The organism is Flagellimonas sp. MMG031 (assembly GCF_040112705.1).
Classification (GTDB): Bacteria; Bacteroidota; Bacteroidia; order Flavobacteriales; family Flavobacteriaceae; genus Flagellimonas.
The window spans coordinates 671,007-685,879 of record NZ_CP157804.1 but is presented as its reverse complement, the minus strand read 5'-3'; the positions used below and the strand labels follow the sequence as shown (position 1 = coordinate 685,879).

Annotated in this window: 16 protein-coding genes; 5 read left to right on the top strand and 11 right to left on the bottom strand. The window is 41.1% G+C overall.

From position 1 onward, the window contains the following. Positions 1-9: 9 nt before the first annotated feature. On the bottom strand, positions 10-786 hold the full coding sequence (locus ABNE31_RS02995; RefSeq protein ID WP_293281358.1) for a patatin-like phospholipase family protein: 777 nt from the start codon (positions 784-786) through the stop codon (positions 10-12). 213 nt (positions 787-999) lie between these two features. Between ABNE31_RS02995 and ABNE31_RS02990 the strand changes: the two genes are divergently transcribed. The 3 genes from ABNE31_RS02990 to arsS all read left to right on the top strand — a co-directional run bounded on the left by ABNE31_RS02990 (position 1,000) and on the right by arsS (position 3,242). Continuing rightward, positions 1,000-1,503 (top strand): fasciclin domain-containing protein, encoded by a 504-nt coding sequence (locus ABNE31_RS02990; protein WP_349353020.1) that lies wholly within the window; start codon positions 1,000-1,002, stop codon positions 1,501-1,503. 212 nt (positions 1,504-1,715) lie between these two features. Next, entirely contained in the window at positions 1,716-2,051 is a 336-nt protein-coding gene (locus ABNE31_RS02985; RefSeq protein WP_179383275.1) for an arsenosugar biosynthesis-associated peroxidase-like protein, read from the top strand. Between the two features lie 102 nt (positions 2,052-2,153). Continuing rightward, positions 2,154-3,242 carry an arsenosugar biosynthesis radical SAM (seleno)protein ArsS gene (gene arsS / locus ABNE31_RS02980; protein ID WP_349352325.1) on the top strand — a complete coding sequence of 363 codons (1,089 nt, stop codon included), beginning with the start codon at positions 2,154-2,156 and terminating at the stop codon, positions 3,240-3,242. An 18-nt stretch (positions 3,243-3,260) separates the two neighbouring features. Here arsS and ABNE31_RS02975 read toward each other — a convergent pair whose 3' ends face one another. From ABNE31_RS02975 to ABNE31_RS02960, 4 genes are all read right to left on the bottom strand, one after another. Continuing rightward, complete coding sequence (locus ABNE31_RS02975; RefSeq protein ID WP_349352324.1) at positions 3,261-3,932, bottom strand: hypothetical protein; 672 nt, start codon at positions 3,930-3,932, stop codon at positions 3,261-3,263. Between the two features lie 746 nt (positions 3,933-4,678). Next, the gene (locus ABNE31_RS02970; protein WP_349352323.1) at positions 4,679-5,734 is read right to left on the bottom strand and encodes a glycosyltransferase family 9 protein; all 1,056 of its coding nucleotides are present in this window, start codon (positions 5,732-5,734) and stop codon (positions 4,679-4,681) included. Then, positions 5,718-6,323: a DUF4254 domain-containing protein gene (locus tag ABNE31_RS02965; protein WP_349352322.1), complete on the bottom strand. Its 606-nt coding sequence runs from the start codon at positions 6,321-6,323 to the stop codon at positions 5,718-5,720. The genes ABNE31_RS02970 and ABNE31_RS02965 overlap by 17 nt, the downstream gene beginning before the upstream one ends. Positions 6,324-6,362: 39 nt before the next feature. After that, positions 6,363-7,292 carry a DUF6427 family protein gene (locus tag ABNE31_RS02960; protein ID WP_349352321.1) on the bottom strand — a complete coding sequence of 310 codons (930 nt, stop codon included), beginning with the start codon at positions 7,290-7,292 and terminating at the stop codon, positions 6,363-6,365. A 39-nt stretch (positions 7,293-7,331) separates the two neighbouring features. Here ABNE31_RS02960 and ABNE31_RS02955 point away from each other — a divergent pair, with 39 nt between their 5' ends. Next, positions 7,332-7,553, top strand: a complete 222-nt coding sequence (locus ABNE31_RS02955; RefSeq protein ID WP_349352320.1) for a uracil phosphoribosyltransferase — start codon at positions 7,332-7,334, stop codon at positions 7,551-7,553. Here the strand turns inward: ABNE31_RS02955 and purD are convergent. From purD to ABNE31_RS02930, 5 genes are all read right to left on the bottom strand, one after another. Beyond that, on the bottom strand, positions 7,548-8,819 hold the full coding sequence (gene purD / locus ABNE31_RS02950) for a phosphoribosylamine--glycine ligase (RefSeq protein ID WP_349352319.1): 1,272 nt from the start codon (positions 8,817-8,819) through the stop codon (positions 7,548-7,550). The genes ABNE31_RS02955 and purD overlap by 6 nt on opposite strands. Before the next feature lie 44 nt (positions 8,820-8,863). Further along, positions 8,864-9,841 (bottom strand): UDP-glucuronic acid decarboxylase family protein, encoded by a 978-nt coding sequence (locus ABNE31_RS02945; protein WP_349352318.1) that lies wholly within the window; start codon positions 9,839-9,841, stop codon positions 8,864-8,866. Beyond that, positions 9,838-10,839: an MraY family glycosyltransferase gene (locus ABNE31_RS02940; protein WP_349352317.1), complete on the bottom strand. Its 1,002-nt coding sequence runs from the start codon at positions 10,837-10,839 to the stop codon at positions 9,838-9,840. Before ABNE31_RS02940 ends, ABNE31_RS02945 begins: the two co-directional genes overlap by 4 nt. A 159-nt stretch (positions 10,840-10,998) precedes the next feature. Continuing rightward, a complete protein-coding gene (locus ABNE31_RS02935) occupies positions 10,999-11,691 on the bottom strand; it encodes a WecB/TagA/CpsF family glycosyltransferase (protein WP_349352316.1) in 693 nt (230 codons plus the stop codon). Continuing rightward, positions 11,684-12,895, bottom strand: coding sequence for a glycosyltransferase family 4 protein (locus tag ABNE31_RS02930; RefSeq protein WP_349352315.1), 1,212 nt, complete (start codon positions 12,893-12,895; stop codon positions 11,684-11,686). The genes ABNE31_RS02935 and ABNE31_RS02930 overlap by 8 nt, the downstream gene beginning before the upstream one ends. Positions 12,896-12,979: 84 nt before the next feature. On the opposite strand from ABNE31_RS02930, the gene ABNE31_RS02925 reads away from it, so the two are divergent. Then, positions 12,980-14,221, top strand: a complete 1,242-nt coding sequence (locus ABNE31_RS02925; RefSeq protein ID WP_349352314.1) for an O-antigen ligase family protein — start codon at positions 12,980-12,982, stop codon at positions 14,219-14,221. Here the strand turns inward: ABNE31_RS02925 and ABNE31_RS02920 are convergent. Beyond that, positions 14,218-14,865: a hypothetical protein gene (locus ABNE31_RS02920; RefSeq protein WP_349352313.1), complete on the bottom strand. Its 648-nt coding sequence runs from the start codon at positions 14,863-14,865 to the stop codon at positions 14,218-14,220. The genes ABNE31_RS02925 and ABNE31_RS02920 overlap by 4 nt on opposite strands. Positions 14,866-14,873: the final 8 nt, after the last annotated feature.

The window sequence follows — 14,873 nt, the reverse complement described above, 5'->3', positions numbered from 1 at the left end:
ATTAATACTCTAAGAAGTTTGGGACATCATTTTTTCCAATGCCCTACTGCCTTGGTCATACCCAATTTTAAAGGCGTTCTCAATACCCTTTTTATCGAGCACCCCAATGGCATCCAATTCTTTGGGTTCGATAAACAGGTCGCATTGCCGTAATTTTTCGTGGTTGGAGGCGTGAATCATCAAACTGGTGACCCTGGCCGTAAGCTGAAATGAATTTCTGAGGTCCTTTTTCTGCAAGGGAGCGGTTATGGAAACGTTACTTCCAATGATAAAATCCGTAAGGTTGTCCACATATTCCTTTGGGAAATTGTTCATGATGCCACCATCCGCATAAAGCACATCATCAATGGTAACCGGACTGAATACAGGTGGTAATGCTGCCGACGCCAATAATGGTTTGATGAGCTCTCCGTCGTAGAATACCTTTTCGTTGCCTTTTAACAGGTCCGTGGCCACCACAAAAAGTGGGCGTTTCAAACTTTTAAAGCTATCATCGGGAAAAAAATCCTTGAAAATACTGAAATATCGTTCGGTATCGATAAAGCCGGGTTTGTTGATGGCAAAAAAACTGTACTGAAATAGCGGCGTCTCCTTAAAGAACTTGAGCATATCTTCCACGGAGTTGTCATTGGCATACAGCGCCCCAACCAAGGCTCCAATACTGGTTCCGGCCACTACGTTGGCTTCAATCTGGTGTTCCCGAAGGGCCTTGATAAGCCCAATATGTGCCATTCCACGGACGCCACCGCCAGAAAGTACCAAGCCTATGGATTTATCCTTGAGCATCTGTTTATTACATCAATTGGTTGTAGGTGTAAAGGTACTATTTTGATGGAATGCCAAGGTTGCCCTATCGTTGTATTTCGATTAAAAACAACATTCCCATCAAAAAAACCAAACCACCTCTGCCAAAACTCCGTAAGTGTGTGTATAAACTAAAAATTACATCACATGAAATCTTTTAAAACAATTACCTTATTATTTTCTTGTATTGGCTTAATGGCCGTAACCCATGTATCCGCACAGACCAAAATGGTTGGTGGTGCGCCCATGTACCCGAGCAAGGACATTGTTTCCAATGCCGTGAACTCCAAAGACCATACTACTTTGGTAGCTGCCGTTAAAGCGGCCGGATTGGTGGAGACCCTGCAAGGCGATGGGCCATTTACCGTATTTGCCCCTACCAACAGTGCTTTTGAAAAACTGCCCGAAGGAACCGTGGCCACCCTGTTGAAGCCAGAAAACAAATCCAAATTGCAAGCAGTGCTTACCTATCACGTGGTAGCTGGTAAATACAGTGCAAAGGATTTAATGAAATGGATCAAAAAAGGAAAAGGCATGGCCGAACTTACTACAGTAAACGGAGCCAAGCTCACTGCCATGATGGAAAACGACATGATAATGATCAAGGACGGTTCTGGAAACGTTTCCACCGTCACCATTGCAGATGTCAACCAATCGAATGGTGTGATCCATGTTGTGGACACCGTTGTGCTTCCGTAAGTAAAGATCTTTGTTAATTTTTTGAGTTAGGAAAAGAGCGGCAAATGCCGCTCTTTTTGTTTCTGATTCCTTATAATCGACTACAAAACAATTGTTTATGGACTTAGAGGCAATTTTATGCCGATAAGTGTAATCATTCGCAAATCCTTTCGACCTAATTCAATAGTGATATTTGTTGTATGTTTAAGTAAAAACATCAAATCCAGAAAAACATGGCGAACTCCTATTATGACCCAGCGGACCTAAGAAAATTTGGAAACATTACAGAATGGAGCGAGGAACTTGGCAAGAAGTTTTTTGATTACTACGGAAAGGTTTTTGAAGAAGGTGCCTTGAGTGCCCGCGAAAAATCACTTATCGCCCTGGCGGTAGCGCATGTGGTGAAATGTCCATATTGCATTGATGCCTACACCAAAGACGGGCTGCAGCGAGGCATTACCAAAGAAGAAATGATGGAAGCCGTTCATGCGGGGGCAGCCATTGAGAGCGGAGCGACACTTGTTCACGGAGTACAAATGATGAACAAGTACGAAAAGCTTTCGATGTAGTTTCGGCTTACTTCGCTTATAATTGAACGTCCCCTAGTATTGAACATCAATGTATCGGAAGGAAAATGAACCTTTCCTAAAATGATTTAGATAACCTATAGCATGACGCAAAGCATTCTCGCAGATATAAAAAAAGCAGCCAAAAAGTCCCTTAAAGCGAGGGAAGACGAGCTCGCGAATACCCAAAAGCAATTGGAAGTGCTGAATGGGGAGTTGTTTTCGAGTGGTGAACTGCCCTATTTTAAGGATAAGATTGCCGAATCGGGACAATTTCCCCTAAAACCCAAAACGTTGGAAGTACTCCAGATCAATGTGGGGTATATGTGTAATCAGGTTTGTGCCCACTGTCATGTGGATGCCGGGCCAGACCGAAAGGAAATCATGACCCGGGAAACCATGGAACAGTGCCTTGAGGTGATTCGAAATACTGGGGCACACACCTTGGATTTGACCGGAGGAGCCCCCGAAATGAACCCCGATTTTAGGTGGTTCGTGGAGGAAGCGTCCAAAGCGGGCATCCAAGACTTTATCGTTCGGTCCAATCTCACCATTATTCTGGCGAACAAAAAATACCACGATCTGCCGGAGTTCTTCAAAAAACACAATGTGCATGTGGTTTCTTCCATGCCGCACTATACCCGAGGAAAAACGGACAAGCAACGGGGGGATGGGGTTTTTGACAAATCTATAAAAGCACTCCAAATGCTCAACGAGGTGGGCTATGGCAAACCCAATAGCGATTTGCGTTTGGACTTGGTGTACAATCCTTCCGGGGCATTTTTGCCGTCCGACCAAACGGCGATGGAGCGGGATTTTAAAAAAGCTTTAAAAGAAGATTTCGATATCGACTTTCACAACCTGTTCGCCATTACCAACTTGCCCATTTCGCGCTTTTTGGACTACCTTATCGCATCGGACAATTACGAAGATTACATGTACTCATTGGTGGAAGCCTATAATCCTGCCGCCGTGCAAAATGTGATGTGCACCAACACCATTTCGGTAAGTTGGGACGGCTGGCTGTACGATTGTGATTTCAATCAGATGCTGGACCTTAAAGTGGCGAGCAAGGTCAAACATATCAAAGATTACAACGATGACCTGTTGAACGACCGTGAGATTGTGATTTCACAGCATTGCTATGGTTGTACGGCCGGAGCCGGGAGCAGTTGTCAGGGTACGGTTGCGTAGCTGCTTTAGGCGTTAACCTCAAAATTGATGTTCATAGTCCCAATCCAGACCATCATCATCCAATGATGCTTTTGTAATTCCAGTATATCGCTCTTTCCAAGGAGAAGGATCAATTAATTGCATGGATTCGCTCAGCTGAGTTGCTATGTCCATCAAATCGACCACCAAAGGCTGGTCTAAATTTCCACTGGATTTCAGTTCAAAAGTTTGATTCCCATTGTTGAGATAGAGGTTATAATCCAAAAATTCTTTGTCAAAATCAACATCAATGATAGCAGCTTCCCGTGCTGTAGCTATTTTGAATGGCTGATAGCCGTGATTATCTACAATAGCGTTCTGGTGTTGGACAAGTTTTTTGTTCAGCTCGTTAAATTTTTCGCTTTTGATGGCCCCTAAAGCTACATCGATACTTGGAAAGTTTAAATCTTCAGATTTTCTAAGGTGTTCCATGTCCTTTTGTCTGTCCCAGACCACCGTTCGTATCATGGGAGGTAAAAAATCAGCTTCCTTGTTCCAGGTGTCATCACTCCAAATCGAATAGGATTTCAACAAGCCATATTTTGGCTGGTGCAGTATCAATTGGAAATCTTTTTTGAGCCAATCACCACTCGTTTTGTGGATGATGGACGATGGTCCCTCTATAAGAAAGTTGCCCATTTTTGTAATACGTTGTCTATACGCACCTGTCATAAAATGCATTTTTGTAGAAGTTGGCACAAATGTGAGGAATAATTTGGTGCGATCTGACGGATGCCCCTTCCGATCTGACGGATGGTGCTTCTGATCTGACGGATTTTTTTTGGGGAGGTGGATTTTGGGGGTTGGGAATGGGATTTTGGAAGTCCGAAGTCGGAAGTCGGGAGTTCGGAGTTAGGGGTTTCAGGTTTCAGGTTTCAGGTTTCAGGTTTCAGGTTTCAGGTTAAGATGTCAGTTCGAGTGTTTTTTGTCGGTTTTTGCAAAAAAGAGACAAAAAATGTATCGAGAACTTAGTTCAGTGAGGAGCGAAGAGCCAAGACCCAGGAGAGGAAAGACCATAGAAAATAGACTTGGTTTAATGGGCGGTTGGAAGACCGAAGACCGAAGTCGGAAGACAGGAGTTAAGATGTCATTTCGAAACGAAGTGAGAAATCTATCGGGAGTAGGAAGTCAGTCAGCAGTGGGCAGTACTCGGTGGTAAGTTGGCAGTATACAAATGACACTAATTTCACGAATTGGCGCCAATGGGGTTCTTTGTCATTTGAAATGAATTTTTTGACCTTAAACCTTAAACTTGGAACCTTGAATTTGATCTTGAGTTTTCAAACAGATTTCTCAATCGATGCATTGCATCTCATATCGAAATGACCTTTTTTTGAACCTATGTGTTGAACTTGACACTTGAGTTTGAACTTGAGCTTTTCAACTAGATTACATCATCAATTCTTTGCATTTCATTTCTAATCAACCTTTGTCAAAAGTTGAAACAGCTTATTCAGCACATCGGCGGGTTCAATGGTTTGCATCGCGTTTTCATAGCCTTGGGGTACTTTGTTTCCATATACAGAAGTTGGAATCAAGGGGTAGGTTTCCCGGTCGGCCGTCAAAGCATTTTCTATGGGCTGCCCAAAGGGATAAAACCCGGCATACGGGTGGGTAACGCCCCAAAGCGTCACCACAGGAATACCATAATTCGAAGCCATATGCGCATTCCCACTGTCCATGGACAACATCACATCCAAATTGGAAATGAGCTGAAGCTCTTCGGATAATTTGAGCTTGCCTGCCATGCTAAGTGCATTGTTGTAGGAGTTGGCCATATCTTCCAATACTGTGACTTCCTTCTCGCCTCCTCCAAAAAGCAATATTTTATACTTATTGGTATTATTTAGTTCTTGGATTACCGTTTCCATTGATTCTAAAGGATACATCTTCCCTTCATGGGCGGCAAAAGGGGCAATTCCCACCCATTTCTTGGTATCCTGATGTACCAAATCGAGTACTTTCGGGGAAAGAGGTAGTCTTTCAAGTGGTGGTGAGGAGCTTAAATCTATTGGATAACCTAGTTTTGAAAACACCTCGGCATAGCGTTCATGAGTGGTTTTAAGTTGCTCAAAAACCTTGTTTTTAGTCCTTGTAAGTGCTTTTTTCTCCTTTCTGCCTTTGTCAATTTGAACAAAAGGGATGCGTTCCAGGCCAAAATACTTTTTAAGTACCCTGCTTCGCAGTACATTGTGCAAATCTGCAACGGCATCGATTTCCAAAGCTTTCAGTTCCTTGTACAATCGCCATAGGCCCGTTAGACCTTTGTGTCTGTTTTTCACATCAGCTGCATACACTTGCACGTTATCCAGACCATCAAAAATAGGGGCAAATGTTCTTTTGGTAAGCAAGGTGAGCCTAAGATGGGGATATTGTTGCAAGAGGGCTTTGATTACCGGGACCGTCATGGCCACATCGCCCATGGCCGACAAGCGGATGATCAATATATGGGTGTATTTACCCTTTTTGTCCACGGAGTACTGGGTTTAGCTCTTCGTCGTTGTACATTTTCATCTGTTTGTAGACTTTCATGTACTTATTTCCAGCCTCGATATCGGCCAACAATTGATCTATGGCCGTAGAAAGATCTTTTCTTTGTTCCAATAGTACCGCTAGCTTTTCACTGCACTTTTGGGTGTGCTCTGCGGAGGCGTCGGTACGGTTCACCTCCTCTTGCATGTGATAGATCTTCAATGCCAAAATGGACAATCGGTCTATGGCCCAAGCAGGACTTTCCGTGTTGATGGTGGCATTGTCCTTTACTTGTACTGATTGGTATTTATTCAAAAAATAGCTGTCAATATACTCTACCAAGTCCGTCCTATCCTGATTGCTCGCATCAATTTTCCGTTTCAGCTCCAAAGCGGCTTTTGGTTCAATCTCCGGGTCTCGGATAATGTCTTCATAATGCCATTGTACAGTATCTATCCAGTTTTTCCGGTAAAGCAAATGTTCTATTTGATCTTTTGGGTACGGATTGGTGAATGACTGGCTCACATCGTCCTTAATGTGATAGGTATCTATACTTTCTTGAAAGATATTGAAGGCAAAATCGCTGAACATAATCTAAAATTTGTTCAAAGATATTGCTTTATGGCGTATTTAGTTAAGGTGGAAGACAAAAAGAGCGCAGGCCAGGACAATGCTGCCCATAAGTGCAATCTCTTGAAACTTCTCTTTTTTGATGCCTTCAAAATAATTGGTGAAGAACACGGCAGCGGGAAAAAAGGTGAGCAGAACAGGGGATGCATCGGCCGGTGTGAACAGCATAATCCCAGTGGACAATATGAAAATGAGAAATACAATCCGTAGTAGGAGCAGCTTTCCCCCACTTACGTTTCGAAGTCTTACGAAAACCAACATGGAAACCAAGATGGTCAAAATTAAATAAATCAATGTTTTTACATTGAGTACCTGAAAAAAGGATTTGGTAGTAAACAGCCCTAAGGAAAATTGGTAGTGCTCCTCAAAAAACTCCAAAGACCCTTGTACTTTGAGCACCGTGAATGTCAACATAAATATGGTGGCAATTCCCAAAAAAGGCACCAACCAGTTTTTAACCGTTTTACGGTCATATACTCCGATCACAAAAAAAACGAGCAGCATAAAGGCAAGCGCCCAATCGTAGAACAAACTGGCCAATGAAATCAACAATGAGGCATCGAATATTTTGTGTTTTACGTTCCTAGTTGATTTTACGGACAATATTCTCCAAAAAGCCAGAAGTAGAAAAAAGTTGGCAAAAATGACCTGGTCAAGAACGAGCTCGTCGGAAAAACTTATAATCAGCAATAGGAAAAACAGCATGGCATACGAGTTGGACTCCGTTGCTTTCTCGGTGCGTACGATTTGATTGACGATAAAAACAGCCAGTAAAAGTCCGATAAACAAGACCAGTTCTCGTCCGATGACTTGGCTTATCTTTTGTTCCCCAAGCCCGAAAAATAGATGGGTAAAATAGAAAAGGAACAGGACGATGGCAAGAACAATGTAGTTTATGGGTTTAGTTTTTCCGAAAAAGCTTGAAATCATCCTATCTTTTGCTACTTTTGTAAAGTAAATATAGCCAAGATGAGCAAGTTTTTTTACGGTATAGAGGACTTATTTGTAAACTATCTTTTTGCACCACTGGATTCGTTGCGTTTTATGCACAGCTGGTGGGGCTCCAATACCATTAACTGGGTCTTTATGATCATTGGCTTTGTGGCCATGGTCTATTGGATGGGCCAGTTGAAAATTTTCAACGAAAGCGGCGAGGAAGATAAAAGCATCAGCTCACACTCTTATCTATAGATCGAAGCCTAGATCTTTTCGGTAATACATGCCATCAAAATGGAGTTTTTCCATGTTTTGATAGGATGTTCTTAGCGCTTCCCTAAAATCTTTTCCAAAGGAAGTAATAGCTATGACACGGCCGCCATTGGTCACAACCTTTCCATCTGATATTTTGGTTCCTGCGTGAAAGACGAGGGAATTTTTAATATTCTCCGTTCCCTTGATTTCCTTGCCTTTTTCATAGGCTTCGGGATACCCGCCAGAAACCGCCATTACGGTGGTTGCAGCTCTTTCATCAATATTTAGGTCGATTTGGTCCAGTGTTCCATTGGCCATCGCCAGCAATACTTCAACCAAATCACTTTGGAGCCTTGGAATAACCGCCTCGGTTTCCGGATCGCCCATTCGCACGTTGTACTCGATTACCTTGGGTTCGTCTCCCACTTTGATCAAACCGATAAAGATAAAGCCCACATAAGGCAAATTATCCGTTTTTAGGCCTTCTACGGTCGGTTTAACTATTTGTCGCTCTATCTTGTCCATAAAGCCGGTATCGGCAAAAGGAACCGGGGAAATGGCCCCCATTCCACCCGTGTTGAGCCCCGTATCGCCCTCACCTATTCTTTTATAGTCTTTGGCAGTTGGTAGGATTTTATAGTTGGTGCCATCGGTGAGCACAAAACAGCTCAATTCTATACCGTCCAAAAACTCCTCTATCACAACGGTGGCACTGGCGTTTCCGAATTTGGAGTCGAGCAGCATCGATTTGAGCTCGTCTTTGGCTTCTTGTACATCTTTCAAAATCAAAACACCTTTGCCTGCGGCCAAACCATCGGCCTTGAGCACGTAGGGAGGTTGTAGTGTCTCCAAGAAGGCTTGGCCTTCCTGTAGGGTCTCCCTTGTAAAACTTTGATAGGCTGCCGTTGGAATGTTGTGACGCATCATGAACTCCTTGGCGAACTCTTTGCTGCCTTCCAATTCGGCAGCTGCTTTTTGCGGTCCGATTACTGGAACGGATTTCAACTCGGCATCATTTAGAAAAAAATCGTGCACCCCATTCACCAAAGGATCTTCCGGTCCCACTACCACCAATTCGATGCTTTCCTGCAACACCAACGTTTTAATGGCCTCAAAATCGTTGACACCCACCTCCACATTTGTGGCAATCTGTGCAGTGCCCGCATTGCCTGGCGCCACAAAAAGTTTGGATGTTTTGGGACTTTGGGAAATTTTAAGGGATATGGCGTGCTCGCGACCACCGGACCCCAGGACAAGAATGTTCATGGTTCAAAGTTTTGGCAAAAATACGTTTTGACAGGAACTTTTGTCTAGTTATTCGGGGAGAAATCGCGATGGGCTTCCCATAATTGTTCGTGCGAAAGTGATTTGAAATAATCAAATACTTTTTTCAGTCCTTCGGAACGATGTACTTTAGGCTCCCAGTCCAAGATTTCCTTGGCGCGGGAAATATCTGGCTGCCGCTGCATGGGATCGTCCTGTGGTAGCGGCTTGAAGATAATTTTTTGGTCGGTTCCCGTGAGCTTGATAATTTCTTCTGCAAATTCCAGAATAGTGGTCTCATCCGGATTCCCAATGTTGATGGGTTCTACATAATCACTCATTAAAAGTCGGTATATCCCTTCAATCTGGTCATCGATATATGTAAAGGATCGCGATTGTGAACCATCACCAAAAACGGTAAGGTCCTCGCCACGAAGTGCCTGTCCCATAAAAGCGGGGACGACACGGCCATCGTTAAGTCGCATACGGGAACCGTAGGTGTTAAAAATCCGAACGATACGGGTATCCAAACCGTGATGCCTATGGTAGGCCATGGTTATGGACTCCATAAAGCGTTTGGCCTCATCGTAAACGCCCCGTGGGCCGATAGGGCTCACATTGCCAAAGTAATCCTCGCTTTGCGGATGCACCAAAGGATCTCCATAAACCTCTGAAGTCGAGGCCACTAGAATCCGTGCATTATGGTCCCTGGCAAGCCCCAATAAATTAAGTGTCCCCAAAGAGCCGACCTTTAAGGTCTCAATTGGGATTTTTAAATAGTCAATCGGGCTTGCCGGTGATGCGAAGTGTAAGATGTAATCCATCTTGCCAGGAACATGAACAAATTTGGTGACATCGTGGTGGAAGAACTCAAACCGTTTTAGGTGAAACAGGTGCTCGATATTTTTCATATCACCTGTAATGAGGTTATCCATCCCAATAACATGGTGTCCTTCGGCAATGAAACGATCACATAAGTGTGACCCCAAAAATCCGGCTGCTCCGGTTATGAGTGTTTTTTTCATTTTTTCCCTTTCTTACTCTTTGAGTCGGAGTCCTTTTTCCCTTTTAAAGCATCTATTTTTCGTTTCAATAAGATTTTTTGCTTGAGGGTCGTAAAGTTGTAATTGTACCTGAAGAATATATAAGCCAAAAAAATCACAACACCTACCAACATAATTACCATTCCCGTATTCTTTGCCTTACTTCCTAGAATAATAAAAAGAACAACAAAAATGATATTAAAACAACCTATAATAAAACTAGCTTGCTTATGTGAAAGCCCCCAAAAGTCGATGAGCACATGATGAACATGATTCCTGTCCGGGGAAAACGGACCTCTTTTGTTCGCTAGACGAATTGTAAACACTCTTGCGGTATCAAACAAGGGAACAATTAAAATACTTATCGCTATTAAGGGAGCATTCTCTAACAAAAAAGGAAGTTCTCCGTAAGCTGTAGGCTCAAGTGCTAAAAACTTCAATGTCAATACGCTGATTATAAAGCCGATAATCAATGAACCTGTATCGCCCATAAATATTTTTTTATTCGAAGATATGTTAAACCCAAAAAAAGCCATCAATGAAGCGTTCATTGTGATGGCGATAAGAGCAAAAAAATATTCCTGTGATAAATAGAAAATAGTTGTGTAAATAACCATTATTACAATACCAACAATTGATGCTAGTCCGTCAATCCCATCGATTAAATTATATGAATTTATTATGGTTAACATTAAAAATCCTCCTATTATAAGGTATAGATAATAAGGGATTTCATAAATGTTCAAAAAGCCATTTAATGACTCAATACCAAAACTATCATTGACCAAAACAAAGCTGATTGCCAATATTTGAGCCAATAACTTTGACACTGGCGAGAGAACAACTAAGTCGTCTTTAAGCCCTACAATGAACAAAATAGTAAGTCCTGGAATAATGTAAATGAACTCTAAATGTTCTGCTCGATCTTTTATAAAAAATAATGTGAAGACCAAACAATAAAAAAAGGCGATTCCTCCCAATGTGGGTGTTCTCGACCTATGAGAACTCCGATGATTAGGATTATCCATTAACCTCTTATATTCGACAACACTAATTATCCTTGGGATTGTCAAATAAGTCAACAAAAAAGACCCTATAAAAAGTAATGTAGCTGTTTCAAGAAAATACATCCGTAATGTTTAAACTCTCCCAAAGATAATCTTAATTAAAAAGGTAAACAGTGAGCTTTGTCTAGAAATTCGAGTAGGTTCTTTCACCAATCGGTAAAACCATTCTAAACCCAATTTTTGATAAATGTTTGGCGCTCTTTTTTTCATTCCTGCGTATACATCAAAGCTTCCCCCCAAACCCATGTATAGAGCTGGGTATTCTTTCATAAGCTCGGACATCAATATCTCTTGTCTGGGGCTTCCTTGAGCAACAAAAACAACGTCAGGCTTTTTGGTTTTTAAATCAAAAGTCAATTTTTCTTTTTCACCTTTCTCAAAATAACCGTTACGAAACCCCACAATATCGATATTTGGATAATCCTTTTGCAGCTTACCTATAGTTTTTTCAATCACTTCTGAGGTTGAGCCTATAAAGTAAAATGATTTTGAATTTTCATATCTGCCAATGATATCAAGCCAAAATTCTGCTCCTGCAATTTTAATAGCACGTATACCTTTTCGCCTCAGGGCCAAAACGGCACCAATGCCGTCTGCATAACCGATGTTATTGTTAATTATATCATCTAACACTGTGTCTCTTCTGACAAGTTTTTCCGCGTTAAGGGCTATTAGAATAGCTTTTTTGTGTTGAATGAATTCCAAAAACTCCAGTTTGCTTTTGAATGGGTAAATATTCTTTTTGCCTAATTTAATACTATCCATATATTTTCTGAGCACCTTTATATAATTCTAAATAGCTTTCAGCATTTGCAAGCCAACTCTTTTTCTCTTTAACAAATTTCATTGCTCTTTTCTTTACAATTTTACTCTCTTCATTCTCAATAAAGAGAACCTTTTCCATTAATGAAAGAAGATCTTCTTTATCACCAGCTTTGAACAGAAACCCATTTTCTCGATTCACAACCAATTCCTTTATTCCCCCTACATCACTCCCAATGAACAACTTACCATATGCCATCGCTTCTAATGGTTTTAAAGGGGTGACTGAATCAGTCAACTTATTTTTAAGCCTAGGGTTAAAAATTATGTCAATTGAATTGAAGGCCAGTGGAACTTCATCTGGTTGAATTGCTCCTAAAAAATAAACGTTGTCAATATTCTTGGCAAGTTCGGCAATTCTAGTTTCTTCCACTCCTTGACCGTATATTTTGAGCTGGATGTTAGGATATTTCGAGGAGAATTCCTTAAAAGCATGGATTAAAAAATCTATCCCTTCATGTGGCGTTAATGTCCCAATATAGCCAAAAGTTGTTATAGCCCTTTCTGTATCATCTTCGACATATTTGTTTCTCAATTGCTTGATCCATGTTGTATTAACCGCATTATTAATTACCACTACTTTTTCATTGGATATCCCTTTGGAAAGTAACTCTGCTTTTAAATTATTATTTAATGCAACCACGGCATCGGACCTTTTCATAACGAATAGTTCAAGTTGAAACAATAGGTTTTCGAAGTATAGATCCAAAAAGGTTTTTCGCTTCTTGGTCTTCCTCAACATCCATAGCGACCTCACCTCATAAACAACAGGCAGTTTATATTTTCTTCCAAAATATATTGCGGGAAGTCCACAGAAAAACATAGCATGTGCATGTAAGATATCTGGCTTTTCCCTCTTGATAATTTTATTCAACTTGCGTGAAAATGGAATAATGCTTAAAACCTTGTTCACCCTCTTTAAAAAGGATTTTGGTTTGTCCGAAATACTGTCGCTGGTCCTAATTGATGTTCGGATATAACGAATTCCATTAATTGTCTCTTCTACTTCTTTGCCAATTTGGAAAGGGGAAGTTACAGCAACTGAATCTAAACCAATTTCCTTTTGAGACATTAGTATGTCTCTTGACCTAATACTTGAACCTGAAATCTGAGGCAGTGATTGGTAAAGTATATGCAATACTTTCATAGAAATAGTTGTGTTGAACAAAAGTAAAGTAAATTGCAAGAAAATAACCAGATAAAGCAATCCTTAACCTTTAGTATATTTAATATGATCAATAAACTGGAAAAATACAGGTCTACTGTTTTTTTGTGCATCTTAATACTGTTCTTTATTAGTTTGATATTGGCCCCAAACGACATCAACAGCAAGGTGCTTATAGGACTTGTAATTGTTTCCTTGTTCTATTTTTCTTTAGAAAGCCTTAAAGAGTCCTTAAAGCATCATTTCCCTTTGTTGTTACTTTTCCTATTAATTACTATTAGCCTGGTTTATACTGGAGACTTACCCACTGGTGTCCAAAAAATTCAACGCGTATTGGTAATTCCGCTATTTTTTATGGTATTCCCATTTGCCAATCTCTCAAAAAGAGTTTCGCAACAAATACTCACAGTTTTTGTTTTTGTGGTTTTGACCGCTACTGTCTATTCGCATATTGTGGTGATTAATTCCCTTTTAGAGAATGGGGAGTCAACCGTTCGAAGTCTTTTTAACCTCAATTATTCTTATTTGAACTTGGGCAACACCTTAGACCTTCACCCGACTTATTATGCTTATTTTATTTTATTTGCTATATCCATTACTATTAGCCTGCTCCAAAAAAGCAAATCTTTATTGATCAAGTCACTTTACGTGTTGTTAATCCTGTATTTTTCCTTTTTTATTGTCCATTTGTCTTCTCGAATCGGAATTTTGGCACTATACTTTCTACTTTTGTTTAATGTGGTTTTATACATCAGGGCTTCCAAATCTTGGAAAAAGGGAGCTTTGATTCTGGTAGCGGTACATTTGGCACTGTTCGCCATAGTTTGGAATATTGGAGTCACCAAATACCGTATCCAACATATTTTTGGGTTTGAGTATTATAACGGATATAAAGTAAATGATGGCCAACACAAGTTAAGGCTTTGGGGAGCCGCAATCAAATCCAACCATAATTTTTTGTTCGGGAATGGAATGGGCGATATAAACAGCTCATTGAACCAAGCATACACCAACTTGGACAACAAAAAGGCCTTGAATGAAAATTACAATGCCCACAACCAGTTTATTGAGTACTATGTGGGACTGGGCATCGTGGGCGTACTTGCCTTTACGTATCTTCTTTTCTATTATGGGTACGCTTTCCTCAGGGCAAAGAATTTTTTGGGGTTACAGTTTATATTAATAACCGCTATTTTGTGCCTTACGGAAAGCCTATGGAGCAGACACCATGGCATCGTTTTTTTCGTAATGGCATTAGGGGTTATTTGGCAGTTGAACAAAGATGAAACTCAGATAAGTCTTTCCTAAAAACTACGGACAGCTCTTACTCTGCTCTTATACCATTTTGCTTCCCCTCCAATGCTACCTACATGCCAACAAGCGTCGGAATAAGGATAGGGAGGCCCACACTGGTCTACCCATCCGAAAACTTGTATTGCATATTTTTTGGAAGGCTCCCCGTCTTTATCTTGAGTGGAGGTCCAATATGTTATGGTATGCTCCAAAATGTATTCTTTAGGTTTGTTCATCTTAGTAATTTCTTTATAACTCGGCAAATACCAATCATCATAAACCTCTCCTTCAAACTCAATGCTGTAGTCATCGCAAAGGCGTGCCGCGATGTTAGGTTCGTCACATACAGCCAATATGGCCAAGGTATTTACCTGCCCATAGCCTATACCTATGTTTTCAGCACCTGAAATATTCAGGCAATCCATTGTATTAGGACAACATCCCCAAGGTACCTCAAGTTCCCCATCTGCGGTCTGCAGGTCCTCAAACGAGGCGATAAGGCCGTGCGATTCTCCGGACACATAGCCCTTGTCCCCTTCTTGGAAGATGTAAAATACTATGCCTCCTTGGTAATGGTCCCCATATTTTAAAAAAGGACCATCATCCTTACTACAGGAGGCCGCTATTGCGACCAATACGGTTACGAAAAGTCCATTCAACTTTTTCG